Here is a 23,960-nt window from a genome sequence, read left to right as displayed (position 1 = left end):
TCGTTCCGGTCTGTTCCTCGGAACGCGTCGGCGGGCGTGCAGGACGGGCGGTCACCCCGCCCTGGCCTGCCGACACGCACACCCTGCCGTGCACCGCTCACGTCTCGCTCACGTTCCGCTAACGCCCGGCGGGCCGGACGACCGGCGCGAACGGCTGTTCGCGCGCCCCCGATCGGGTGGACCCGGAGGGGCCGAACCCGACATCATGGCGTTCGCGCGCGCAGACCCGTACACGATGAGGCCGGCGGAGCACCCCGGTCTTCGTCCTCGTGTGTCACGTGATGGGGGAGAGATGGCCGGCCGACTCAAGGTGATCGCCCGACTTCTGACGATGTCCCTGACGGCGGGACTGCTGGGCGGGGCGGCCGCCGGGACCGCCGTCCCCGCCCCGGACCCCACCGCTCCCTCCTCCGTCGCCGCCGCCGACCAGACGACGATCTCCCAGGACAATCTGCGGACCGGCTGGGACCGGGACGAGCCGGGTCTCGCCCCCGACCAGGTGTCGAGCTCCGACTTCGGGCAGCAGTTCTCCACCAGCGTCGACGGCCAGGTCTACGCGCAGCCGCTGGTCGTGGGGCGCACCCTCGTCGCGGCCACCGAGAACAACAAGGTGTACGGCATCGACGCGGCCACCGGCGCCATCGGCTGGACGAAGGACTTCGGCGCCCCCTGGCCCGCCTCCGCGATCACCTGCGGCGACCTGGTGCCGAACATCGGGGTCACCTCGACGCCGGTGTACGACCCGGCGAGCAACGCCGTGTACCTCACCGCCAAGGTGAACGACGGTCCGGACGTCCAGCACCCCAACTGGTACGTGCACGCGCTCGATCCGGCGACCGGCGCCGAACGCTCGGGCTGGCCCGTGAAGGTGACGGGCGCGCCGGTGAACGACCCGGGCCGGGCGTTCAACCCGTACACCGCCGGTCAGCGGCCCGGACTGCTGCTGATGGGCGGTTCGGTGTACGCGGCGTTCGCCTCGCACTGCGACCGGGGGCCGTACGTCGGCTACGTCATGGGCGTGAACACGTCGACGCGGAAGACGACCCTGTGGGCCACCGAGGACTCCTCCGCGAACGGCATGGCGGGGGTGTGGATGAGCGGCGGCGGTCTGGTCTCCGACGGTCCGGGCCGGATCCTGTTCTCGACGGGCAACGGGGTCTCCCCCGCGCCGGGTCCCGGCAACCGGCCGCCTGGCCAGCTCGCGGAGTCGGTGGTGCGGCTCGGGGTGAACAGCGACGGCACGATGTCCGCACAGGACTTCTTCAGCCCCTCCAACGCGCCGCTGCTCGACCAGAACGACACCGACCTCGGCTCGGGCGGCCCGGTGGCCCTCCCGGAGCCGGCCTTCGGGACCGGCCAGTATCCGCGGCTGCTCGTCCAGATCGGCAAGGACGGACGCCTGTTCCTGCTGAACCGGGACGATCTCGGCGGGCGGAGCCAGGGCCCCGGCGGCACCGACAAGGTGCTCGGCACGTTCGGTCCGTACGAGGGCGTCTGGGGGCATCCCGCGGTGTACGGCGGGCAGGGCGGTTACGTGTACACCATCGGCTCCCGGGGGCCGCTGCGGGCGTTCGCGTACGGGCTCACCGCCTCGGGTGCGCCGGTGCTCACCAACACGGGCAGCAGCGCGCAGACGTTCGGCTACACCTCCGGTTCTCCGGTGGTGACGTCCACCGGGACGAACCCGGGTTCCGCCCTCGTGTGGGCGGTCGCGTCGGACGGGGCGAACGGCGCCAACGGACAGCTGCGCGCGTACGACGCCGTGCCCGTGAACGGGGCGATGCGGCTGCGCTGGTCGGCGCCGATCGGCACCGCCTCGAAGTTCTCGGTGCCGGCCACCGACGGCGGGCGGATCTACGTGGGGACGCGGGACGGGCACGTGATGGCCTTCGGCCGTCCCGCCAACGCGGCCCTCACGGGTGAGCCCGTGGACGCCGGTGAGGTCGCGGTGGGGTCGACGGGGACGGCGACGGCCACCGTGACGGCCACGCGGGACGTGACGGTCAACGGGGTGAGCACGCCGGCGGGCAGCGCGTTCTCGGCGTCCTCCGCGGGGCTGCCGCGCACGCTGCGGGCCGGCGAGACCCTCACCGTCCAGGTGACGTTCTCGCCGACCGCGCCCGGTCCCGACACCTCCGCCCTGACCTTCGCCACCGACCTGGGCACGAGCGCGCTCGGCCTCACCGGGTACGGGACCCGGCCCGGGCTCGTCGCGTCCCCGGCCTCCCTCGACTTCGGCACGGTGGCCACGACGACCCGTAAGACGCTCGGCGTGACGTTCACCAACACGGGGACGGCCGGCGAGACGATCTCCTCGGTCTCCCCGCCCGCCGGCCCCTTCACCGCCTCCGACCTGCCCGCCGCGGGCACGGTCGTCCCGCCGAGGCAGTCCGTCACCGTGCAGGTGGCGTACGCGCCGTCGGCCGCCGGCCAGGATTCGGGGACGCTCGCCGTCACGGGGACGAACGGCACCGTGTCGGTCGCCCTGAGCGGCACCGCCGTGACCGGCCGGGCGCAGCTCACCATCACGCCCACCTCGACGGACTTCGGGCAGGTGAGGGTCGGCGAGTCCGTGACGAAGACCTTCGACATCAGCAACACCGGCAACATCCCCCTCACCATCACCAAGGCGAAGCCTCCGGCGGCTCCGTTCCAGGTCACCAATCCGATCAGCGAGGGCCAGGTCCTCGGCCCGGAGGACGTCGTCCACCAGGCCGTCACCTTCTCCCCCACGTCCCTCGGCGCCGTGACGGCCGCGTACGAGCTGACCGCCGACGACGGGAGCGGCCCGCACAACGAGGCGCTGACCGGCACCGGCACGGCCGGGACCACGGTCACCGTGCCCACGCCCGGTGCGGGCGGCTGGAAGCTGAACGGTTCCGCGCGGATCTCCGGCAACGACCTGCAGCTCACCCAGGCGAGCCCCTCCCAGCGGGGTTCGGCGGTCTGGCCCGTGCCGGTGCTGACCGACGGTCTGAAGGCCTCGTTCACCACGGTCATCGGCGGCGGCACCGGCGCCGACGGCATGACGTTCTCCCTCCTGGACCCGGCGAGGACCACACCGTCCGCGCTGGGTGGCGTCGGCGGCGGCCTCGGCTACGTCGGCCTTCCGGGGACGGCCGTCGCCTTCGACACCTTCAAGAGCCCGGGCGATCCCTCGGCCAACTTCGTCGGCATCGCCACCGGGGGCAGCGGCTCGTCCCTCACCTACGCGTCGACGACGTCGAGCGTGCCCGACCTGCGGTCGGGGACCCACACGGTGTCCGTCACCGTCACCGGCAAGACCATCACGCTGTCCGTGGACGGGACCCAGCGGCTGCGGACCACCGTCGCCTCGCTCACCCCGACCGCGCTCCTCGCCTTCACCGGCGGGACGGGCAGCATCACCGACATCCACGCGGTGCGGGGCGCGTCGATCACCGCCGCCTCGTACGCCGTACCGCCGCCGGGCCCCAACGGATGGACGTACAACGGCAGCGCCGCGCTGTCGGGCACGAGCCTCGTCCTGACACCGGCCCAGGCGTACCTGAAGGGCTCGGCGATCCAGGCCACCGCCGTGCCCTCCGCCCGGCTGAGGGCCCGCTTCACCGCCACCCTCTCCGGCGGCACGGGCGCCGACGGGCTCGCGCTGATGCTCCTGGACGCGAGCCGTACGACGCCCACCGCACTCGGCGGCGGGGGCGGCGGTCTCGGCTTCAGCGGACTGAGCGGAGTGGCGGTCGCCCTGGACACGTTCCGCAACACCGGGGAGCCGTCGTCGAACTTCGTGGGGGTCGCCACCGGCGGCACGGGCACGAGCCTCCAGTACGCGGCCACCTCGACGGCCGTCCCCGCGCTGCGTACCGGCAGCCATGTCATCGACGTCAACGTGACCTCCGCCGGCCGTCTCGTCGTCCTCGTCGACGGCACCCAGGTCATCGACGTGGCGGTGACGCTCCCCAGGAACGTCCTGGTCGGATTCGGCGGGGCCACCGGCGGATTGACAGACCGTCACGCGGTCACGGGAGTACGGATCGGGTACTGAGGTACCCTGCTCGCCCTTCGGAGCACGCCCGATCTCTTCCAGGGAAGCGAGCGAGACAGATGACCGAACTGAGCCGGACGTACGTGGACGCGTGCCTGCGGGAGGAGGGCGGGCTCGCGACGGCCGTCGCCCGGGCCGAACTGCCCCCCGCCTTCGAGGCGGCCTGGCGCCCGCACCTGCTGCCCCGGCCCTGGTTCGTCCGGGCCTCGGAGACGGCCGCGTTCGCCCGGGACCTGGAGGGCCTCTTCGGCCTCCTCCTGTCGCTGCCCGAGCGGCTCTTCGACGGGGACGTCGAGCGGTACGCGGCGGAGCTCGGGTTCGAACCGGCCCTCGTGGCGCTGCTCCGCCGGGCCGGGTCGGGCGTCCCCGCCCGGCTGGGGCGCGCCGACGCGTACCACGACGGCACCGGGTTCAAGCTCCTGGAGCTCAACCTCGGCAGCGAGGTCGGCGGTCTCGACATGGACGTCTTCAACCAGGCGCTGCTGCGGGTCCCCGAGTTCGCCGGCTTCGCGCGCGAGCACGGCCTCGGCCATGTGGACATCGCCGCCCGGATGGCCGCCGTCCTGCGCGACCGGGCCCGTCCCGCGCTGTCCGGCTCGGCGGAACCGGTGATCGGCCTCATCGAGGGGCGCGGCGGTGTCGGCCCGTACGGAGCGCTGATGCGCGCCACCCGGGAGGCGATGGCCGAGCAGGGCCTCGACCTCAGGATCGGCGAGATCGGCGACGTACGCGCGCGTGCCGACGGAAAACTCACCCTGGACGGCACGCCGCTGGATCTCGTGCTCCGGAACTTCGCGGCGAGCCAGCTGCTCGACGATCCGGAGGGACCGGAGGTGGCGGAGCCGTTCTTCCGTGCCCACGAGGCGGGCAGGACCGTGCTGTTCACGTCCCTCGAGAGCGGTCTCTACTCCCACAAGGGCGCCCTCGCCCTACTCTCCGACCCGCGCTGGGCCGATGCCTTCGACGCCGCCGAGCGGGCCCTGGTCGAACGGGTCCTGCCGTGGAGCCGGGCGCTGCGCGCCTCCGGTCCCGGCGAGCTGATCGAGCTCTGCCGGGAACGGCGGGAGCGCCTCATCCTCAAGCCCGGGGCGGGATACGGCGGTCTGGACACGTTCGTCGGCTGGGAGTGCACGGACGCCGAGTGGGGCAAGGCCCTGGACCTCGCCGTCGAGCGCGGTGGACATGTGGCGCAGGAGCGGGTCGTGCCGCACCCCGAGCCCGTGTACGACCCGGCGACCGGCTCCGTGGACGACTGGGTCGCGGCGCTGGGGTTCTTCCTCACCGACGAGGGCTACGCGGGCGCGCACGCGCGCGTGAACCGCGCCGACGGGGGCGCGATCGTCGGGATGAGCAGCAACCCGGACACCCGCATGGTCGGGGTGTTCACCCACCCCTGAGCGTCGGCGGGGCGGCGCCGGTGCCCGCGAGGGCGGCCTCGCCGACCCGAAGGATCGGTCCGCGAGCGGGGCCGGCGCGGTGCTCCTCCTGCCCTCCCTGGCGGAACGTCAGCCGTCGTGGGCGACGGTGGGCTCGGCGGCCCAGATGCGGGTCGCGCGGGTGGCCGCGGTGTACCGCGGCCAGGACGGGCCCGGGTCGAGGTCGCGTACGAACCGCACCCAGGCCGCGTGCACGGCATCGGCGAGGGCCTGGGGCGGGTGTTCGCCGAGGGCCTCGGTGACTCCGGGGGCGTCGAGGAGGTCGAAGGCGAAGGGGAGGTCCACGCAGTGGTGGGCCAGGCCTTCGTACCCCGGCGCCGTGGCCTCCCAGTCGAACCGGTACAGCCAGGTCGGACGGCCGGCCCGGGCGCGGGCCTCGGCGATCTCCGTCACCGGCGCCCTGAACATCGCCGCGCAGGGCGGCGACGGTGGCCGGGACGCCGGTACGGGCGGTGAAGAGCACCGACACCGTCTCGGCGAGGTCCCTGCCCTGGGGCCGCATGACGGCACCGGAGACGGAGAGCGCGCCCCGGAAGAGTCCCTGCGCCGAGGGGACGGCGAGCAGGGTCTGCACGGCGCCGCCGCCCGCCGACTGGCCGGCGACGGTGACCTTGGCGGGGTCGCCGCCGAAGGCGGCGATGTTGTCCCGCACCCACTCCAGGGCCGCTATCCAGTCCCGCACCCCCCGATTGTCGGGCGCGCCCTCCAGATGCGGGTCCGCCTCCGGCGTGGACACGTTCAGGTTCAGCACCCCGGCACCCGGGATCGACGGCTCCGGAATCGTCGTGACCTCCGCGAACGGACGCCGCTGCGCCGTCGGCCCGTACGCCGTCGCGTGTCAGCGGACCGACTTGATCGGGATGACCGCCGCCGCGCCGACCAGCGTGATCAGGGCGGCCGTGATGTACAGACCGTCGTAGCCGATCGTGCCGACGAGCAGGGAGGCCAGGAACGGGGCGAGGATCTGCGGGCCCGCGTTGGCGATGTTGAGGACGCCCATGTCGCGGGCCGCGTCGCCCGCGCTGGGCAGGACCAGGGTGACGAGGGCGGTGTCCACGGCCATGTAGCAGCCGAAGGCGAGGCCCATGATGACCGTGAAGACCAGCATGCCGGTCCAGTCCGGCTTGACGACCGGCACGAGCATCGCGATGCCGCACAGGGCGCAGGAGAGACCGACCAGGGGCTTGCGGCGGCCCATGCGGTCGGAGAGCAGTCCGCCGAGGACGGTGGCGAGCAGGGTGACGCCGGCGTCGATCGGGGCGATGAAGGCCACGGCCTCGGTCGGGTCGAGCCCCGCGGGGAGCTTGATGTGGTCCTGGAGGATGTACATCTGGAAGAGGGAGACGGAGAAGAAGCCGAGCATCATCAGGAAGCGGCCGATGAAGACCCAGCGGAAGTCTGCCGACCTCAGGGTGTCCGCGAAGGCGGCCAGTTGCCCGCGCAGCGGCACCGCTTCGACCGCGGGACGTTTCCGCTCGCGGACCACGGCGGTGAAGAGGGCGGCCGCGCCGGCGATGACCGCGCCGAACACGAGGTAGCCGAGGGCGATGTCGCCGGGGACGAACAGGGCGGCGGTGGAGATGCCGACGGCGGAGCCGATGGGGGTGCCGATGCCGACCATCGCGGAGGCCAGGCCGCGGCGTTCGACGGGGACGCGGTCGGGGACGACGGCGGTCAGGGCGGCCTGGTAGATGTTCATCATCGCCTGGACGAGGCACCAGCCGATGGTGACCAGGAGGACCGTGCGGGCGGCGCCGAGGAGGGCGAGCGCGCCGAGGGCGGCGAGACCGCCGCACAGAATCCAGGGGTTGCGCCGGCCCGAGCGGTCCGAGAGGAGCCCGGCCAGCGGGTTGAAGAGGGTCGCGAAGATGGCGGCGACGCCGGAGACGAGACCGAAGTTGGCGACCTTGTCCGCCGGGTCGACGAGTTCCACCTGGACCGGCAGGAGAACCGCGCCGATGCCCATGTAGACCATGAACATGGCGGCGTTGGCCACCGTCAGCAGGGGCATCAGGCGCAGCAGGTCGCCTCGGCCGGCGAGCGGGCCGGTGGCCTGCGGCTCCGACTCCGCCGGTTGGGCCGGGCGGACTTCGGATGCGTTCATGTGGTTCTCCTCGGCCGCCGCCCCGGGAGGCGGGCTGTGCGGCGGGTCATGCGTGCGCGGGAAGGACGGTGCGGGGGGCGAGGGGGTGCGGGTCAGCTGTCGAAGCCGAGGCCGAAGCGGTCGAGGGTGCGCAGCCAGAGGTTGCGGTGGCCCTCGTTCCGGTCGGCGCGCGCCATGGACCACTTGGTGATGCCGATGCCGATCGAGCGGACGGGCTCGGGCGGGAAGGGCAGCGGCTTGCGGCGTACGAGTTCCAGCTCGGTGCGCTCGGTGCGCTCGCCCGCGAGCAGGTCGAGGAGCACGTCGGCGCCGAAGCGCGTGGCGCCGACGCCGAGGCCGGTGTATCCGGCGGCGTAGGCGACCTTGCCGTGGTGACTCGTGTCAAAGAAAACGCAGAAACGGGTGCTGGTGTCAATGGCTCCGCCCCAGGCGTGACTGAAGCGAACCCCTTCCAGCTGCGGAAACGTGGTGAAGAAGTGGTCGGCGAGAGTCGCGTAGGTCGCGGGCCTGCGGTCGTGCTCGGCGCGGACCGGGCCGCCGTGGTAGATCGCGTCGTAACCGCCCCACAGGATGCGGTTGTCGGCGGAGAGCCGGACGTAGTGGAACTGGTTGGCGCAGTCCGCGAAGCCCTGGCGGCGGGTCCAGCCGACGGAGGCGAGCTGCTCGTCGGTGAGCGGCTCGGTCATCAGGGCGTAGTCGTAGACGGGGACGGTGTACGGGCGGTGGCGGCGGAGCAGGGACGGGTAGGCGTTGGTGGCGAGGGCGACGCGGCGGGCGGTGATCCGGCCGTAGGGGGTGCCGACGCCGACGACGGCGCCGTGTTCCTCGAGCGAGGTCGCGGGGGTGTGTTCGTGGATGCGGACGCCGAGGTCGAGGCAGGCCTGCTTGAGTCCCCAGGCGAGCCGGGCCGGGTTGACCATGGCGACGTCGTCCCGGTTCCAGACGCCGCCGAGGAAGGTGGGCGAGTCGATCTCGGCGCGGACCGCGTCGCCGTCGAGGAGGAGGGGCTTGCCCCCGTGGCGGGCGGCGGCCTCGGCCTCCTCGGCGAGGCCTTCGAGCTGGTAGGGCTCGGTGGCGACGACGAGGGAGCCGGTGCGCTCCCAGTCGCAGTCGATGCCGTACCGCCGGATGGCGTCCTCGATGCCCTGGAGGTTCTCGCGGCCGAGGCGTTCCAGGCGGCCGATCTCCTGGGGCCAGCGCTGGAGGCCGTTCGCCAGGCCGTGGGTGAGGCTGGCCTCGCAGAACCCGCCGTTGCGGCCGGAGGCGGCGCCTCCGACCTCGTCCGCCTCGACGAGCACGACGTCGGCGGAGGGGTCGCGTTCCTTGGCGTTGAGGGCGGTCCACAGGCCGGTGTAGCCGCCGCCGACCACGAGGAGGTCGCAGGTGGTGCCGCCGACGAGGGCCGGGGCGGGCCGCGGCCGGCGGGGGTCGTCGAGCCAGAAGGGGGTGGGGGCGGCGTCCCGGAGCGAGCTGAGGTGGTCCATGGGTGTTCCTTCGGGGTCGCGGAGACGCCCGGCGCGGGGAGTCTCCGAAGTGCCGCCCATGAGACTCCGCCGCGCACAACAAGGTCAATGGTGTTGACGTAAGCCCCCCGGGCGGGGCGCCCCGCTCGTCACACCTCCGGTTCCCAGCGGTCCAGGATCTCCTCCGCGATCCGCCGGGCTCCCGGCTCGTAGTGGGCGGAGAGCTCGCGGAAGAGGGTCTCGGCGGACTCGGCGGGCCAGTCGGCCGGCAGGTGCTCGGCGGGCAGGTGCGGGTCCCGGCGGACCAGGTCGAGCCAGTCGGTGTGGAGCAGGAGCAGCCTGCCGAGGTCGTCGCGCGCCTCGCCGGAGGCGGTGTCCGCGCCCCAGCGGGCCAGGAAGGCGCGGTAGCCGTCGGCGATCGCGTCGACGTCGAAGGCGGTACGGAGCAGGGGGCCGGCCTCGGTCGGTGCGGCGGCCTCGCCGTGGAAGGCCCTGATACGGTCCCCCAGCCCGAGCTCGGCCGCGATGGGGGCGACGTCCACCCGGCCGGGGGCCACCCAGAGGCCGCTCTGCAGCGGGCCGAAGCCCGCCCAGACGAGCCGTGAGCGCAGGTCGTGGCGTTCGCTGCGCCAGGACTCGGGCAGCGAGAAGCCGACCAGGGTCCAGGTGCCGTCCCAGGCGCGGTTGACGGCGCCGGTGCGGTGGATCCGTTCCTGACCGTCGGCGAGGACCTCGGCGGCGCGGGGCGTGAGCGAGAAGTACATCCTGCGGCCGCGCCGGTGCCGTTCGAGCAGTCCGCGGGCGACCATGCGGGTCAGCGTGGAGCGGACGGCGTCCTCGCCGACGTCGACCCGGGCGAAGGCGTCGATCACGCTCGCCGAGGACAGGGCGGTTCCGGTGCCGAGGACGTGGATGCCGAAGAAGGTCAGCATCAGGGACTGGGGGCGGGGCGGAGAGCCGGGTTCGGCGGCGGGTCCGGTCTCTGTGGTCGGGGCGGGCTGTGTCACGGGGACAGCGTAGGGCGGCTCACGGGAACACGCCCCCAACATTCGGCAATTCATTGACGGCCGACACGAGAGTGCCTAACTTGTTCGCTCGACGGTGTGTGACCGGTCGCGAATCCCCGCACCCCGCACCGCGCTTCACGGGAAAGGACCCCCGTTCATGACCCATGTGGATCTCTCCGGCAAGGTCGCCGTCGTCACCGGCAGCGGCCGCGGACTCGGCCTCGCCTATGCCCGCTCGCTCGCCGCCGCCGGCGCCTCTGTGGTGATCAACGACGTCGACACCGACGCCGCCGTCGAGGCCGTGCGCCTGATCACCGCCGACGGCGGACAGGCCGTCGCCGAGGTGGTGCCCGTCGGCTCCGCCGAGGCCGCCGAGGCCCTCGTCGCCCGCGCCGTCGACACGTACGGCCGGCTCGACGTCATGGTCACCAACGCCGGCGTCCTGCGGGACCGCGTGCTGTGGAAGATGACGGACGAGGACTTCGACACCGTCGTCGAGGTGCATCTGCGCGGCACGTTCACCTGCGTCCGCGCCGCCGTCGAGCGGATGCGCGCCCAGGGCGAGGGCGGCCGGATCGTCGTCGCCGGCTCCCCCGCCGGACAGCGCGGCAACTTCGGACAGACCAACTACGCCGCCGCCAAGGCCGGGATCGCCGCCATGGTCCGCACCTGGGGCATGGAGCTGGCGAAGGCCGGCATCACCGCGAACGCCGTCATCCCGGTCGCCGCGACCGCGATGACGAAGACGATCCCCGTCTTCGCCCCGCACGTCGAGGCCCTGGAGCGGGACGGCGTCGCGTTCCCGGACAGCCTGCGCAAGGGCGAGGGCTTCGGCACGCCCGAGGACGTCGCCGGTCTGGTGACCTTCCTCGCCTCGGACGCGGCCGCCGGGGTGACCGGACAGTGCGTCGGCATCGGCGGCGACAAGCTCTCGCTGTGGTCGCACCCGCAGGAGGTGTCGGTGGCGTACGCCGACGGGGGCTGGAGCGCCGAGGCGATCGCGGCCGCCTGGCCGGTGACCGTCGGCCGCACCCCCGAGACCTTCGGCATCCCTGCGCCGCAGCTGTGAAGGAGCGTGCCGTGCTGAACCCCGACGAACTCGTCGCGATCGACATGCACACCCACGCCGAGGTGTCGGAGAAGGGCGGGGCCTCGCTCTCCGCCGAGCTCGACGCCGCCGCGGGCGCGTACTTCAAGGCGGAGCACCGCCACCCCACGCTGCCGGAGATCGCCACGTACTACCGCGAGCGGCGGATGGCCTGTGTGGTGTTCACGGTGGACGCGGAGTCCGCGACCGGCACCCCGCCGGTGCCGAACGAGGAGATCGCCGAGGCGGCGCTGAAGAACCCGGACGTGATCATCCCGTTCGCCGGTGTCGACCCGTACAAGGGCAAGGCGGCGGTCCGTCAGATCCGGCGGCTCGTCGAGGAGTTCGGGGTCAGGGGCTTCAAGTTCCACCCGAACATCCAGGCCTTCCACCCCAACGACCGGATGGCCTACCCGCTGTACGAGGCGATCGAGGAGGCCGGCGCGATCGCGGTCTTCCACACCGGGCAGACGGGCATCGGCGCGGGCGCTCCCGGCGGCGGGGGCATCCGGCTCAAGTACTCGAACCCGATGGACGTGGACGACGTCGCCGCCGACTTCCCCGGCATGAAGATCGTCCTCGCGCACCCCTCCTTCCCCTGGCAGGACGAGGCGCTCGCGGTGGCCACCCACAAGCCGCAGGTGTACATCGACCTGTCGGGCTGGTCGCCGAAGTACTTTCCGCCGCAGCTGGTCCGGTACGCCAACAGCCTCCTGAAGGACAAGGTGCTGTTCGGCTCCGACTTCCCGCTGCTCGCCCCGGACCGCTGGCTGGCGGACTTCGCGGAGCTCCCGATCAAGGACGAGGTCCGTCCGAAGATCCTCAAGGAGAACGCGGCCGCGCTGCTCGGTCTCACCGGACGCTGAGGGGTACCCCATGCGCAACCAGGGCATCGGCTCCTGGCCCGCCCGCCGCAACCGCAGATCGCCCCGGCGCACCGCCCTGCTGCACGAGGGCCGGGCGATCGACTACGCCGAACTCCACGACCGCTGCACCCGGTTGGCCCACGCCCTGCGGGGCGCCGGGGTCGAGCGCGGGGACCGGGTGGCGTATCTCGGCCCCAACCATCCGGCCCATCTGGAGACGCTCTTCGCGACCGGGCTGCTCGGGGCGGTGTTCGTCCCGCTCAACACCCGGCTCGCCGTACCGGAGTTGCTGCATCAGCTGACCGACTCGGGCAGCGAGGTCCTCGTGCACGCCGGGCAGTCGGCCGCGCGGGTGACGGAGCTCGCGGAAGGTGCGGCCCTCGCCACCCTCCTCGCCGTGGACGGCGGGCCGGGGGCTCCGTACGAGGAGCTGCTCGCCGCCGCCCCGGCGGAGCCGGTCGACGAGGAGGTGGGGCACGAGGACGTCTGCCTCATCATGTACACCTCGGGCACCACGGGCCGCTCCAAGGGCGCCGTCCTCACCCACGGCAACATCGTCTGGAACAGTCTCAACGTCCTCGTGGACACCGACATCGCCGGTGACGAGGTGGCCCTGGTCTCGGCGCCGCTCTTCCACACGGCGGCGCTCAACATGAGCTGCCTCCCGACCCTGCTGAAGGGCGGCACCGTCCTCCTGGAGTCCTCCTTCGACCCGGACCGCACCCTCCGTCTGATCGAAGACCACCACGTGACCTGCATGTTCGGCGTGCCGACGATGTACGACGCGATGGCGGCGGCTCCCGGCTGGGCGGACGCGGACCTGACCCGTCTGCGCACCCTGCTGTGCGGCGGCGCCCCGGTGCCGAGCCGCACCGCCTCCGCCTATCTCGACCGGGGCCTCGCCTTCGTCCAGGGGTACGGCATGACGGAGACCTCGCCGGGCGCCCTCATCCTGGACCGGGCGGACTCGCTGAGCCGGGCCGGCTCGGCGGGCGTCCCGCACTTCTTCACCGACGTACGGGTGCTGCTGCCGTCCGGCGAGGAGGCGGCGCCCGGCGAGAAGGGCGAGATCGTCGTCGCGGGGCCGAACGTCACCCCGGGCTACTGGAACCTGCCGGAAGCGACCGCCGCGGCCTTCCGCGACGGGGGGCGCTTCCGGTCGGGCGACGTGGCCACGGTCGACGAGGACGGCTACGTACGGCTCGTCGACCGCCTCAAGGACATGATCATCTCGGGCGGCGAGAACATCTATCCGGCCGAGGTCGAGGACGCCCTGCTCGGGCACCCGGACGTCGCGGAGGCGGCCGTCATCGGCGTGCCCGACGCCCGCTGGGGCGAGGTGGGGCGAGCCGTCGTCGTGACGCGCGCCGGGACGACCGTCACCGAGGGCGAGCTGATCGCCCATCTGGAGGGCCGGCTCGCCCGCTACAAGATCCCGCGGAGCGTCGTCCTCGCTCCCGAACTCCCCCGCAACGCCGCCGGAAAGCTGCTCAAGGCCCCCATCCGGGCCCGCTACGGCACCGAATCCTGAAGACCCCCTTTCCCTCTTGAGGAGTACCACCATGGCTCTCACCGTCCACGGCATCGACGAGATCAAGGCCCAGGCCGGAGCCGACCTCGGCCACAGCTCCTGGGTCGAGATCGCCCAGCCCCGCGTCGACACCTTCGCCGACGCCACCGACGACCACCAGTGGATCCACGTCGACCCCGAGCGCGCCGCCGCGGGCCCCTTCGGCGGCACCATCGCCCACGGCTACCTCACGCTCTCGCTGCTCATCCCGATGTGGAGCGAGCTGCTCCAGGTCGAGGGCGTGTCGATGGCCGTCAACTACGGCCTGAACAAGGTGCGTTTCCCCTCTCCCGTGCGCGTCGGCTCGAAGATCCGCACGCACGGCCGCGTGGTGTCCGTGGAGGACGTCAAGGGCGGGGTCGAGGTCGTCGTGGACCTGACCGTGGAGATCGACGGCGTCGCCAAGCCGGCGTGCGTCGCGCAGGCGGTGTACCGCTTCTTCGCCTGACCCGCCCGTACGCGGAAGGGGGGCGGCTGCTCGATGCAGCCGCCCCCCTTTCGCGTATCGACGATCCGTCAGTTCGTCCTGAATCCCACGTAGTTCTCGGCGAGGGAGGCCGACGCGGCCTCGGAGCCGGCGAGGTAGCGCAGGTGCGAGAGGCGCAGCGCGCGGTCGAAGGCGGACTCGGTGGGGTCGGCGTGGAGCAGGGTGGTCATCGTGTACGAGAAGTGCTCGGCCCGCCAGATCCGGCGCAGCGCGGTCTCCGAGTAGGCGTCGATCGCCGACTCGTCGCCCCGCGTGTGGTGGCGGGTGAGGGCCTGGGCGAGCAGGGTGACGTCGGCGACGGCGAGGTTGAGGCCCTTGGCGCCGGTGGGCGGCACGATGTGGGCGGCGTCGCCGGCGAGGAACAGGCGGCCGTGGCGCAGGGGTTCGGCGACGAAGCTGCGCATCGGGGTGATGCTCTTCTCGGTGATCGGCCCGCGCCGGAGCGTCCACTCGCCGTCGACGGCGAAGCGGGCGTCGAGTTCGTCCCAGATCCGCTCGTCGGACCAGTTGTCGACGCTGTCGTCGGGGTCCACCTGGAGGTAGAGGCGGCTGACCTGGGGCGAGCGCATGCTGTGCAGAGCGAAGCCGCGCTCGTGGTGGGCGTAGATCAGCTCGTCGCAGGAGGGCGGGACGTCGGCGAGGATGCCGAGCCAGGAGAAGGGGTACGTCCGCTCGACGACCTTGAGGAGGTCCTCGGGGAGGGAGCGGCGGCCGATGCCGTGGAAGCCGTCGCAGGCGACGACGTACGCGCACTCCAGGGTGTCCTCCGCGCCCTCGTGGCGGTAGCGGACGGTGGGCCGGTCGGTGTCGGCGCCGTCCACGGAGAGGGCCTCGGCCTCGAAGAGGACGGTGCCGCCGTCCTTGATCCGCAGGGCGATGAGGTCCTTCACGACCTCGGTCTGGGCGTAGACCATGACGGAGCGGCCGCCGGTCAGGGACGGGAAGTCGATGCGGTGGGAGCGGCGGTCGAAGCGGAGCTCGATGCCGTGGTGCTCCAGGCCCTGGCGGTCCATCCGGGCACCGGCGCCGGAGGCCCGCAGGACGTCGACGGTGTCCTGTTCGAGGATGCCGGCGCGCTGGCGGCGCTCGACGTACGCACGGTCGCGGAGTTCGAGGACGACGCTGTCGATGCCCTGCTGGTGGAGCAGGTGGGAGAGGAGGAGGCCGGCGGGGCCGGCTCCGATGATGCCGACGGTGGTGGTGCGGGGCATGGGTGGCTCCAGGAGTGGTCGGATGGGGTCAGCCGGCCTCGGCCTCGGCGAGGACGCGCTGGGCCGTGGCGAAGGCGGCGTTGGCGGCGGGGACGCCGCAGTAGACGGCGGAGTGCAGCAGGACCTCGCCGATGTCCTCGGGGGTGAGTCCATTGCGCAGTGCGGCCCGGACGTGCAGGGCGAGCTCCTCCAGGTGGCCGTGGGCGACCAGGGCGGTGAGGGTGATGCAGCTGCGGGTGCGGCGGTCGAGTCCCGGCCGGGTCCAGATCTCCCCCCAGGCGCAGCGGGTGATGTAGTCCTGGAAGTCGGCGGTCAGGGTGGTCGTCCTGGCGACGGCCCGGTCGACGTGCGCGTCGCCGAGGACCGCGCGGCGGACGGCCATGCCCTGGGCGTGCCGGCTGCCGTCGTCGGCCGGTGCGCCGAAGTGGCCGAGGAGCGCGGTGAGGACGGCCTGCGGGCGTTCGGCGGGGGCCAGGTGGGCGGCTCCGGGGAGCTCCAGGAGGCCCGCGTCGGGGATGGCGTCGGCGAGCTCACGGGAGTGGGCGGGCGGGGTGGCCGGGTCGGCGCGTCCCGCGACGACGAGTGTCGGGGCGCTGATCCGGCCGAGGGCCTCGCGCAGGTCGTACGTGGCGAGGGCGTCGCAGCAGGCGGCGTAGCCGTCGGGATCGGCGGCGCGCAGATCGGCGAGGAGCCGGTCGGCGGTCCGGGTGGAGGCGAAGCCGGGGGTGAACCAGCGCGAGGCCATCGTCTCGGCGAGCGGCGCCGTGCCCTGGGCGCGGACGAGCGCGGCGCGCTCGCGCCAGCCTTCCGGCGCGCCGAAGCGGGCCGAGGAGCAGACGACGGCGAGGCCGGTGATCCGCTCGGGGTGGTGGACGGCGAGGTGGGTGCCGACGGCGCCGCCGAGGGAGATCCCTGCGTAGCCGAAGCGCTCGGCGCCGAGGTGGTCGGCGAGTTCGAGGACGAGGGCGGCGAGGTCGGCGACGGTGGCGGCCCCGGGGGCGGTGTCGGGCAGGGCGTCGGCCGGGGTGCCGCCGTGCCCGGGGAGGTCCCAGCGGACCACGCGGTGGTGCCGGGCGAGGGCGGCGGTCTGCGCGTCCCAGACGGCGAGCGAGGTACCGAGGGAGGGGCCGAGGATGAGGACGGGGGCGTCGGTGGGGCCGTCGACGCGGTGGTGGAGGGGCGGGGGTGGCGCGGGGTGCGCCGGGGGTGTGGGGGGCTCCGGGGCGGGGCGCCCCTGCGAGGCGACGACCGTTCCCGGGGGCGTCGGGCGCCGCCAGTGCGGGCTGGGTCGCGTCGGGTGTCATGCGGGGCCTTTGCGGTCGGCGGAGGGTCGTCTCCGGAGGGCGTGGTCGACGAGCTGAGGGGCGGCACCGATCGCCGTCGTCGGGTCGGTGAGGGTCTTGAGGTGGTCCGGAGTCACCAGGTCGGCGAGTTCCGGGGCCTCGGCGAGGACGTCCGCCAGGTGGCGGGGGTCCGTCAGGGCGCGCTGGGCGGCCGTGTCGAGGAGTCGCCGGGCGGCGCCGCGGCCGAGGAGTCCGGAGAGCTCCGCGGCGAGGCGTTCGCTCGCCACCAGGCCTCGGGTCCGGTGCAGGTTCTCCCTCATCCGGGCGGGGTGGACCTGGAGGCCCTCGGCCAGGGCGGCCAGGTGGTGGGCGGCGCCTCCGGCGAGGCGGAGGAGTTCGCGGAGGGTCTGCCATTCGGCGTGCCAGGCGCCGGCCGGGCGCTCGTCCTCGGCGGTGAGCGAGCCGAGGAGGACCGCGGCGAGCGGGGGTGCCTGGCGGGCGGCCGCGGCGACGAGGGTGGCGTGGACGGGGTTGTTCTTGTGGGGCATCGCGGAGGACCCGCCGCCGTCGCCCTCGGCGAGTTCGCCGGTCTCGGTCCGGCTGAGCAGCAGCACGTCGGCGGCGGGTTTGCCGAGCGCGGCCGCGGTGAAGGCGAGCGCCGTGCCGAGGTCGGCGACCGGGGTGCGCAGGGTGTGCCAGGGCAGGGCCGGGGCGGCGAGCCCCAGCTCGCGGGCGTACGCCTCGGCGAGGTCGGGACCGCTGCCGGGCGCGCCGGCCAGCTGCTCGAATGCCGCCAAGGTGCCCGCCGCGCCGCCGAGTTGGGCCGGGAGGGTGAGGGCGGTGAGCCGGTCGGCCGCGTCGAGGACGAGGCTGCGCCAGCCGGCCGCCTTGAGCCCGAAGGTGGTGGGCACGGCGTGCTGGGTGAGGGTCCGGCCGGCCATGGGCCTCTCGCGGTGGGCGGCGGCGAGCCGCCCGAGAGCGGCCGCGGCGCGGTGCAGCGGGCCGGTGATCAGGGGCAGGGCGCGGGCCGCGACGAGCATCGCGGCCGTGTCCATGATGTCCTGGCTGGTCGCGCCCCGGTGGACGTGGGGTGCGGCCTCCGCCGGTACGGCGGCGGTCAGTTCGGCGACCAGGGGGATGACGGGGTTGCCGCCGCTGCGGGCGCGGAGGGCGAGCGCGCGCGGGTCGAACAGGTCGGTGCGGGCCGCGGCCTCCGTGACGGCCGCGGCCGCCTCGGCGGGTGCGTGGCCGAGGGCTGCCTGGGCCCGGGTCAGGGCGGCCTCGGCGTCGAGCATCGCCCGGAGGAAGGCGCGGTCGCCGGTGGCCGCCTCGACGTCGGTGCCGGCGCGGACGGGGGCCAGGAGCCCGACGTCGTACGGTTCACCGGCGTCGGGCGCGTACGGCCCCGGGCGGTGCCCGGCCTCGTACGGCGCCCCCTCCTCGTACCGCCGCGGAGGCTGCTCAGCGGAAGTCAAGGAACACCGTCTCCTCCGGCCCCTGGAGGCGGACGTCGAAGCGCAGGGTGCGGGGGGCGGACTCGGCCGCGAGCAGGGTGGCGCGCCGCTCCGGCGGGAGCGAGGCGAGCAGCGGATCGGCCTCGGCGCCCGGGCCCGGCAGATAGATCCGGGTGAACAGGTGGTGCAGCAGTCCGCGGGCGAAGACGCAGACGGAGAGGTAGGGCGCTCCGGCGGGCGGCAGGGTGCGGATCGCCCAGCGGCCGTCGGCGTCGGTGGCGACCCGGCCGAAGCCGGTGAAGGTGATGCCGTCCCGTCCGGCGTGGCCGCCGGTGACGGGGTCCTTGCGGAGGGAGCCGGTGGCGCCGCTCCGGTCGCCGTCGGGGCCGGGCTGCCAGATCTCCAGGAGCGCGTCGGGGACGGGCGCGCCGGCTCCGTCGTACACGTGACCGTGGACGGTGAGGGTGTCGGGGTGCCCGGCGGGGGCGATGTCGGGGCCGCCGGGGAAGGGCAGCGCGTACCCGTAGAAGGGGCCGACGGTCTGGGCGGGTGTGGGCTTCCCGGTCGTCGTCATCGGCCTTCCTCGATCCAGGTCGCGGCGGGTCCGTCGAGGACGATGTCCCAGCGGTAGCCGAGGGCGTGTTCGGGGGTGGTGAGGTCGTGGTCGTAGCCGGCGACGAGCCGGGCGCGGGCGGCGTCGTCGGTGACCGACTGGAGGATGGGGTCGTAGGCGAAGAGCGGGTCGCCGGGGAAGTACATCTGGGTGACGAGCCGCTGGGTGAACGCGCTGCCGAAGAGCGAGAAGTGGATGTGCGCGGGGCGCCAGGCGTTGGTGTGGTTGCGCCAGGGGTAGGCGCCGGGGCGGATGGTGGTGAAGCGGTACGTGCCGTCGTCGTCGGTCAGGCAGCGGCCGGCGCCGGTGAAGTGGGGGTCGAGCGGGGCCGGGTGCTGGTCGAGCTGGTGGGCGTAGCGTCCGGCGGCGTTGGCCTGCCAGACCTCGACGAGCTGGCCGCGCACGGGGCGGCCCGCGCGGTCGAGGATCCGGCCGGTGACGGTCATCCGCTCGCCGAGGGGTTCGCCGGCGCCGCCGCGGGTGAGGTCGGCGTCGAGCGCGGTGACGTCGGTGGCGCCGAAGACCGGTCCGGAGAGTTCCACGGCCTCGGGGTCACGGACGGCGACCAAGGACTGTCGCGGGTGGCGCAGCGCGCTGCTGCGGTAGGGCGGGTAGTCGCGGGCGGGGTGGTGCCGGGTCTCGCCGGAGCGGCGGTACTCCTCGCGCCGGGCGTCGATCTCCTGGGAGATGTCCTGCTGGGTCGGGATCCGCGTCGGAGCCGGGACGGGGGTCGCGACCGGGGTCGGGGTCGGGGTCGGGGTCGGGGTCGGGGTCGGCGTCATGCTGCGGTGTCCACCTTCACGGGAGCCGCCGTCAGGCGGGTGAGGTCCTCGGGGGTGACGCCGGGGGCGGTCTCGACGAGCCGGAGGCCGTCCTCGGTGACGTCGAGGACGCCGAGGTCGGTGATGATCCGGTCGACGCAGCCCCGGCCGGTGAGCGGCAGGGAGCACTCCTCGACGATCTTGGGCGTGCCGTCCTTGGCGGTGTGCTCCATGAGGACGACGACCCGGCGGGCTCCGTGGACGAGGTCCATGGCGCCGCCCATGCCCTTGACCATGCGGCCGGGGATCATCCAGTTGGCGAGGTCGCCGCGGGCGGAGACCTGCATGGCGCCGAGGATCGCGGTGTCGATGTGGCCTCCGCGGATCATGCCGAAGGAGAGCGCGGAGTCGAAGAACGCGGCGCCGGGCAGGACGGTGACGGTCTCCTTGCCCGCGTTGATGAGGTCGGGGTCGACCTCGTCCTCGTACGGGTAGGGGCCGACGCCGAGGAGTCCGTTCTCGGAGTGGAGGACGACGTCGACGCCGTCGGGGAGGAAGTTCGGTACGCGGGTGGGCAGCCCGATGCCGAGGTTGACGTACGAACCGTCGGTCAGTTCGCGGGCGGCGCGGGCCGCCATCTCGTCCCTGGTCCAGCTCATCGGGTGCGTACCGTCCTTCGTTCGATTCCCTTGTCGGCGGCCTGTGCGGGGGTGAGCGCGAGGACCCGCTGGACGAAGACGCCCGGCAGGTGGACCTGGTCGGGGTCGAGCTCGCCGGGTTCGACGAGCTCCTCCACCTCGGCGATCGTGATCCGGCCCGCCATGGCGGCGAGCGGGTTGAAGTTGCGGCTGGCGCGGGCGAAGACGAGGTTGCCGTGGCGGTCGCCGCGGGCCGCGCGGACGAGCGCGAAGTCGGTGGTGATGCCGTGTTCGAGGACGTACGGGCGTCCGTCGTACGCGCGGGTCTCCTTGGGCGGGGAGGCGACGGCGACGGTGCCGTCCCCGGCGTACCGCCAGGGCAGTCCGCCGTCGGCGGCCTGGGTGCCGACGCCCGCGGGGGTGAAGAAGGCGGGGATGCCGCAGCCGCCGGCGCGGAGTCGTTCGGCGAGGGTGCCCTGGGGGGTGAGCTCCAGTTCGAGTTCGCCGCCGAGGTAGCGGCGGGCGAACTCCTTGTTGTCGCCGATGTAGGAGCCGGTGACGCGGCTGATCCGGCCGGCCGCGAGGAGGATGCCCAGGCCTCCGCCGTCGACGCCGCAGTTGTTGGAGACGACGGAGAGGTCTCCGGGGCCGTGGGCGTGCAGGGCGCGGATGAGCACGTCCGGTACGCCGCTCAGGCCGAAGCCTCCGACGGCGAGTGAGGCGCCGTCCTCGATGTCCGCCACCGCTTCGGCGGCACTGGCGACCACTTTGTCCATGTAACGACCCGTTTCACTCGGGATTCACTCGGGATTGACGTTGCAGGTGTTCGCCTGCTGAACTTGCGTTCAGAATTTTGGCGGGGGTGAGTGTCCATCCGCGCCACGGGCCGTGTCAACGCCGCGGGTACGGTTTCCCCGCGCGGCTCCCCGTGCCCCTTCCGCCCACCACCGCACCGAGGAGTCCGGACGATGCCGCAGCCCACCGAGGCCCAGGGGGCACCCGAGGAGCTGGTCGGACCGCTCGAACGCGGGCTCGCCGTGCTCCGCGTCATGGCCGCGGGCCCCGAGCTCCGGCACCGGCCCGGCGACCTCGCCCGGACGACCGGGCTCGCCCGCTCCACGATCGACCGGGTCGCGACGACCCTCGTCCGCCTCGGCCTGCTGCGGACCGAGGGCCGCGACCTGCTGCTCGCGCCCGGCGCCGCCGAGCTCGGCAACGCGTACCTGGCCTCCTGCGGGCTGCCGGAGCTCCTCGTACCGCACGCCGTCGCCCTCGCCGACGCGCTCGACGAGTCGGTGTCCGTGGCCGTCCCGGACGGCGACGGCGTCCGCTTCCTCGCCCAGGCCACCCGCCGCCGGGCGATGGCGATCTCCTTCCGGACCGGAGACCTCCTTCCGGCCGAACGGTGCGCTCCCGGCGCGCTGTTCGCCGCGCGGTGGGACGCGGCGGACCTCGATCGGTGGCGGGCCCGGCGCGCGAAGGACCCCCTGGACACCGGCTTCCCCTCGGTACCGCCCCGGCCGGCGTCCCCCGCCGAGGAGGTCGAGGCCGCGTTCCTCGACCGGGTGCGGGAGGCCCGCGAGACCGGCCTCGCGGTGGACGACCAGCTGATCGAGCCGGGCCTGCTCGCCGTCGCCCTCCCGGTCCGGGGCCCGGACGGCGCGGTGGTCTGTGCGGTCAGCGTCGTCAGCCACACGAGCCGGCACAGCGCGGAGTCCCTCCGGGAGGCCGCCCTGCCGCCGCTGCGGCGGGCGGTGGCGGCGATGGAGGGGGCGCTGGCGGCGGAGGACGTCCCCGGTGCCGGGGCGGACGCCGCGCCGCCCGTTCCGGCGCCCGCCCCGGCCGCGCCCGGCGCTTCCGGGCCCGCCCTCAAGGAGGAGCTCGGCTCCGGGTTCCTGCAGTCGCTCGCGCGCGGGCTGGACGTCCTGCGGGCCTTCGGCCGCCTGCGGGGGCCCGTCCGGCTCGCCGAGCTCGCCCGGCTGACGGGGCTGCCGCGCGCGACCGCCCGCCGGTCGCTGATCACCCTGCGCCACCTGGGGTACGTACGGGAGGAGCCCGACGGTTTCCTCGTCCTCCCCCGGGTCCTGGAGCTCGGCTACGCCCGCCTCTCCGGGCTGAGCCTGCCGGAGATCGCCACCCCGCACCTCGTCGCGCTGGTGCTGCGCGTCCACGAGTCCGCGTCCGTGGCCGTGCTCGACGGGGACGACATCCGGTACGTCGCCCGGGTCGCCTCGACCCGCATCATGCACATCGACATCACGGTGGGCACCCGGCTGCCCGCGTACGCGACCTCCATGGGGCGCGTCCTGCTCGGGTCCCTGCCGGAGGGCGAGCGGGCGGCACGGCTCGGCCGGATCACGCCCGAGGCGCTCACCCCGCGCACGGTGACGACCCACGAGGGGCTCGACGAGGCCGTGGCGGCGACCGCCGAGCGGGGCTACGGCTGGGTGGAGCAGGAGCTGGAGGAGGGGCTGCGCTCGCTCGCCGCGGCGGTCACGGACGGCACGGGGCGGGTGGTCGCTGCGGTGAACGTGGCGCTGCACGCGGGCCGGGCCACCCCGGAGGAGAGCCTGGCGGCCCTGCTGCCGCCGCTGCGCGAGACGGCCGCGCTCATCAGTGCGGACCTCGCCGCCGTGGGCCGCTTCTCCCCCGTCACGACGGGCTGAGCGGCCCCTCCCCCTCCGCCCTACCGGGAGCCGGCGGCCACGGCGACGATCGCCCGTACCTGGGCGATGATGTCGAGCCGGTTCCGAACGAACTCCGCGTCGCTGACCGCACCCGTCGCCGGGTCGGTGTTGCCCGGGCCGAACTGGAGGACCGGCGTGTGCACATGCCCGCCGGGAAGGTCCGTCAGGCCGAGCCGGTCGCGCAGCAGGGTGGCCCGGTAGGCGATCTCGTTGGACAGGTAGTTCCCGCCGCCGCCCGCCCGGGCGGCGGAACCGGGCGTCGGCCCGTCGGGGCGGACGACGGGCGTGCCGGACCCGGCCGGCAGCTCGGTCACCGAGGTGTTGTCGTAGACCGGGAAGCGGCCGGTGGGCGCCGCCGTGATCGCCGTGTACGGAAGGGTCGTCGACGTCCACTGGGGCTGCGTGGCCGGATCGGCGACGGGCACGGTCTCGGTGCGCGACAGGTTCTCGTTGTCGGGGAAGCCGCCGCGCCAGGCGCCGTTGGTCCGCTCGATGTCGAAGCGGCCGGGCCGGCCCTGGCTCACCGTGGTGAAGAGGTCCACCTCCGGCAGGTGCGGGCGCAGGGTCCGCTCGACCGTGCCGTCGGCGAAGTCCTGCCAGCGGACGGGGAAGACGGCCGTCTCGACCCGGGCGAGGGAGCCGTCGGAGGTCCGCAGCCAGGTGCCGTCCAGGGCGAGGGCGGTGGCCCCGGACGGGTTGCTGATCCGGCTGTCCCGGTCGAGCGTGAAGGGGTCGAAGCCGGTCAGCAGGATCCGCTTCACGCCCTTCCCGGCCGGGTAGCGGATCGAGTCCTGGCCGCGCGAGGACCGTTCGAGCCGGTCGAGGAGCCGGGTCCGGCCCTCCTCGGTGATCGTGAACCCGGGCTGCCAGGCGCGGAGTTCGCGGGTGAGCGCGAGTCGCGACCAGTACAGCGGCCGGTCGTCGTCCCGGCTCAGGTCGCCGCCCGCGCTCCCCCGGCCCTGGGCCCGGTCCACGGCCCGTCGCCAGAGCCCCGATCCGTACCGGCCGACCGTCCGCTCGGCCTCGGCGAAGGAGTCGGCCCGGGCGAGAGCGTCGGCGAACTCCGGGGCCAGGGAGGCGAATCCGCTGCGCCGCAGGATCTCCTGGGGCGCGGCCCGGTCGAGCCGGGCCTCCTCCGTGGTGACGGCGACCGCCTCGGCCGCCGGGGCGGGCGGGGTCGCCAGGGCCAGGGAGGCGGCGGCGAGGGGGAGGGCGAGTGCGCTGCGTATGGAGATCACGGGGGTCCTTTCGCGCGTACATGTCGCTTCG

19 protein-coding genes and 1 pseudogene are annotated in these 23,960 nt (G+C 74.0%); 7 read left to right on the top strand and 13 right to left on the bottom strand.

Going from position 1 to position 23,960, the window contains the following annotated elements; all coding sequences use genetic code 11:
* Window positions 1-292: 292 nt before the first annotated feature.
* Both AB5J54_RS36440 and AB5J54_RS36435 read left to right on the top strand, forming a co-directional pair.
* Window positions 293-4,024, top strand: a complete 3,732-nt coding sequence (locus AB5J54_RS36440; protein WP_369148205.1) for a choice-of-anchor D domain-containing protein — start codon at window positions 293-295, stop codon at window positions 4,022-4,024.
* 59 nt (window positions 4,025-4,083) lie between these two features.
* Window positions 4,084-5,421, top strand: coding sequence for a hypothetical protein (locus AB5J54_RS36435; protein ID WP_369148204.1), 1,338 nt, complete (start codon window positions 4,084-4,086; stop codon window positions 5,419-5,421).
* 108 nt (window positions 5,422-5,529) lie between these two features.
* On the opposite strand, the gene AB5J54_RS36430 is transcribed toward AB5J54_RS36435, so the two are convergent.
* The 5 genes and pseudogenes from AB5J54_RS36430 to AB5J54_RS36410 all read right to left on the bottom strand — a co-directional run bounded on the left by AB5J54_RS36430 (window position 5,530) and on the right by AB5J54_RS36410 (window position 10,034).
* Window positions 5,530-5,853, bottom strand: coding sequence for a hypothetical protein (locus AB5J54_RS36430; protein ID WP_369149633.1), 324 nt, complete (start codon window positions 5,851-5,853; stop codon window positions 5,530-5,532).
* Between the two features lie 160 nt (window positions 5,854-6,013).
* Window positions 6,014-6,112: pseudogene (locus AB5J54_RS36425) on the bottom strand (carboxylesterase family protein); the annotation flags it as partial.
* Window positions 6,113-6,298: 186 nt separating this feature from the next.
* Entirely contained in the window at window positions 6,299-7,564 is a 1,266-nt protein-coding gene (locus AB5J54_RS36420; protein WP_369148203.1) for an MFS transporter, read from the bottom strand.
* 92 nt (window positions 7,565-7,656) lie between these two features.
* The gene (locus AB5J54_RS36415; protein WP_369148202.1) at window positions 7,657-9,048 is read right to left on the bottom strand and encodes an NAD(P)/FAD-dependent oxidoreductase; all 1,392 of its coding nucleotides are present in this window, start codon (window positions 9,046-9,048) and stop codon (window positions 7,657-7,659) included.
* Window positions 9,049-9,176: 128 nt separating this feature from the next.
* Window positions 9,177-10,034, bottom strand: a complete 858-nt coding sequence (locus tag AB5J54_RS36410) for a PaaX family transcriptional regulator C-terminal domain-containing protein (protein WP_369148201.1) — start codon at window positions 10,032-10,034, stop codon at window positions 9,177-9,179.
* A gap of 157 nt (window positions 10,035-10,191) precedes the next feature.
* On the opposite strand from AB5J54_RS36410, the gene AB5J54_RS36405 reads away from it, so the two are divergent.
* Genes AB5J54_RS36405 through AB5J54_RS36390 form a run of 4 tightly spaced genes read left to right on the top strand, consistent with a single transcriptional unit; the run spans window position 10,192 to window position 14,005 of the window.
* The gene (locus AB5J54_RS36405) at window positions 10,192-11,103 is read left to right on the top strand and encodes an SDR family NAD(P)-dependent oxidoreductase (protein WP_369148200.1); all 912 of its coding nucleotides are present in this window, start codon (window positions 10,192-10,194) and stop codon (window positions 11,101-11,103) included.
* Between the two features lie 14 nt (window positions 11,104-11,117).
* Window positions 11,118-11,987, top strand: coding sequence for an amidohydrolase family protein (locus AB5J54_RS36400; protein ID WP_369149572.1), 870 nt, complete (start codon window positions 11,118-11,120; stop codon window positions 11,985-11,987).
* A 10-nt stretch (window positions 11,988-11,997) separates the two neighbouring features.
* A complete protein-coding gene (locus AB5J54_RS36395; RefSeq protein ID WP_369148199.1) occupies window positions 11,998-13,518 on the top strand; it encodes a long-chain fatty acid--CoA ligase in 1,521 nt (506 codons plus the stop codon).
* A gap of 31 nt (window positions 13,519-13,549) precedes the next feature.
* Window positions 13,550-14,005, top strand: a complete 456-nt coding sequence (locus tag AB5J54_RS36390; protein WP_369148198.1) for a MaoC family dehydratase — start codon at window positions 13,550-13,552, stop codon at window positions 14,003-14,005.
* A 68-nt stretch (window positions 14,006-14,073) separates the two neighbouring features.
* On the opposite strand, the gene AB5J54_RS36385 is transcribed toward AB5J54_RS36390, so the two are convergent.
* From AB5J54_RS36385 to AB5J54_RS36355, 7 genes are all read right to left on the bottom strand, one after another.
* Window positions 14,074-15,255: a 4-hydroxybenzoate 3-monooxygenase gene (locus AB5J54_RS36385; protein ID WP_369148197.1), complete on the bottom strand. Its 1,182-nt coding sequence runs from the start codon at window positions 15,253-15,255 to the stop codon at window positions 14,074-14,076.
* 28 nt (window positions 15,256-15,283) lie between these two features.
* The gene (pcaD, locus tag AB5J54_RS36380) at window positions 15,284-16,390 is read right to left on the bottom strand and encodes a 3-oxoadipate enol-lactonase (protein ID WP_369149571.1); all 1,107 of its coding nucleotides are present in this window, start codon (window positions 16,388-16,390) and stop codon (window positions 15,284-15,286) included.
* Window positions 16,391-16,555: 165 nt separating this feature from the next.
* A complete protein-coding gene (gene pcaB / locus AB5J54_RS36375) occupies window positions 16,556-17,899 on the bottom strand; it encodes a 3-carboxy-cis,cis-muconate cycloisomerase (protein ID WP_369149570.1) in 1,344 nt (447 codons plus the stop codon).
* Between the two features lie 100 nt (window positions 17,900-17,999).
* A complete protein-coding gene (pcaG, locus tag AB5J54_RS36370) occupies window positions 18,000-18,566 on the bottom strand; it encodes a protocatechuate 3,4-dioxygenase subunit alpha (RefSeq protein ID WP_369148196.1) in 567 nt (188 codons plus the stop codon).
* Entirely contained in the window at window positions 18,563-19,387 is an 825-nt protein-coding gene (pcaH, locus tag AB5J54_RS36365) for a protocatechuate 3,4-dioxygenase subunit beta (protein ID WP_369148195.1), read from the bottom strand. The genes pcaG and pcaH overlap by 4 nt, the downstream gene beginning before the upstream one ends.
* Window positions 19,384-20,025 (bottom strand): CoA transferase subunit B, encoded by a 642-nt coding sequence (locus AB5J54_RS36360; protein WP_369148194.1) that lies wholly within the window; start codon window positions 20,023-20,025, stop codon window positions 19,384-19,386. Before AB5J54_RS36360 ends, pcaH begins: the two co-directional genes overlap by 4 nt.
* Complete coding sequence (locus AB5J54_RS36355) at window positions 20,022-20,780, bottom strand: CoA transferase subunit A (protein WP_369148193.1); 759 nt, start codon at window positions 20,778-20,780, stop codon at window positions 20,022-20,024. Before AB5J54_RS36355 ends, AB5J54_RS36360 begins: the two co-directional genes overlap by 4 nt.
* Window positions 20,781-20,972: 192 nt before the next feature.
* Between AB5J54_RS36355 and AB5J54_RS36350 the strand changes: the two genes are divergently transcribed.
* Window positions 20,973-22,670 (top strand): IclR family transcriptional regulator C-terminal domain-containing protein, encoded by a 1,698-nt coding sequence (locus AB5J54_RS36350; RefSeq protein ID WP_369148192.1) that lies wholly within the window; start codon window positions 20,973-20,975, stop codon window positions 22,668-22,670.
* A 20-nt stretch (window positions 22,671-22,690) separates the two neighbouring features.
* Here AB5J54_RS36350 and AB5J54_RS36345 read toward each other — a convergent pair whose 3' ends face one another.
* Complete coding sequence (locus AB5J54_RS36345) at window positions 22,691-23,929, bottom strand: pyroglutamyl peptidase (protein WP_369148191.1); 1,239 nt, start codon at window positions 23,927-23,929, stop codon at window positions 22,691-22,693.
* Between the last annotated feature and the right edge of the window lie 31 nt (window positions 23,930-23,960).

The sequence above is a fragment of the Streptomyces sp. R44 genome (genome assembly GCF_041053105.1).
GTDB lineage: Bacteria > Actinomycetota > Actinomycetes > Streptomycetales > Streptomycetaceae > Streptomyces.
The sequence above is the reverse complement of the archived record's forward strand: the minus strand, read 5'-3'. Positions and strand labels throughout refer to the sequence as shown.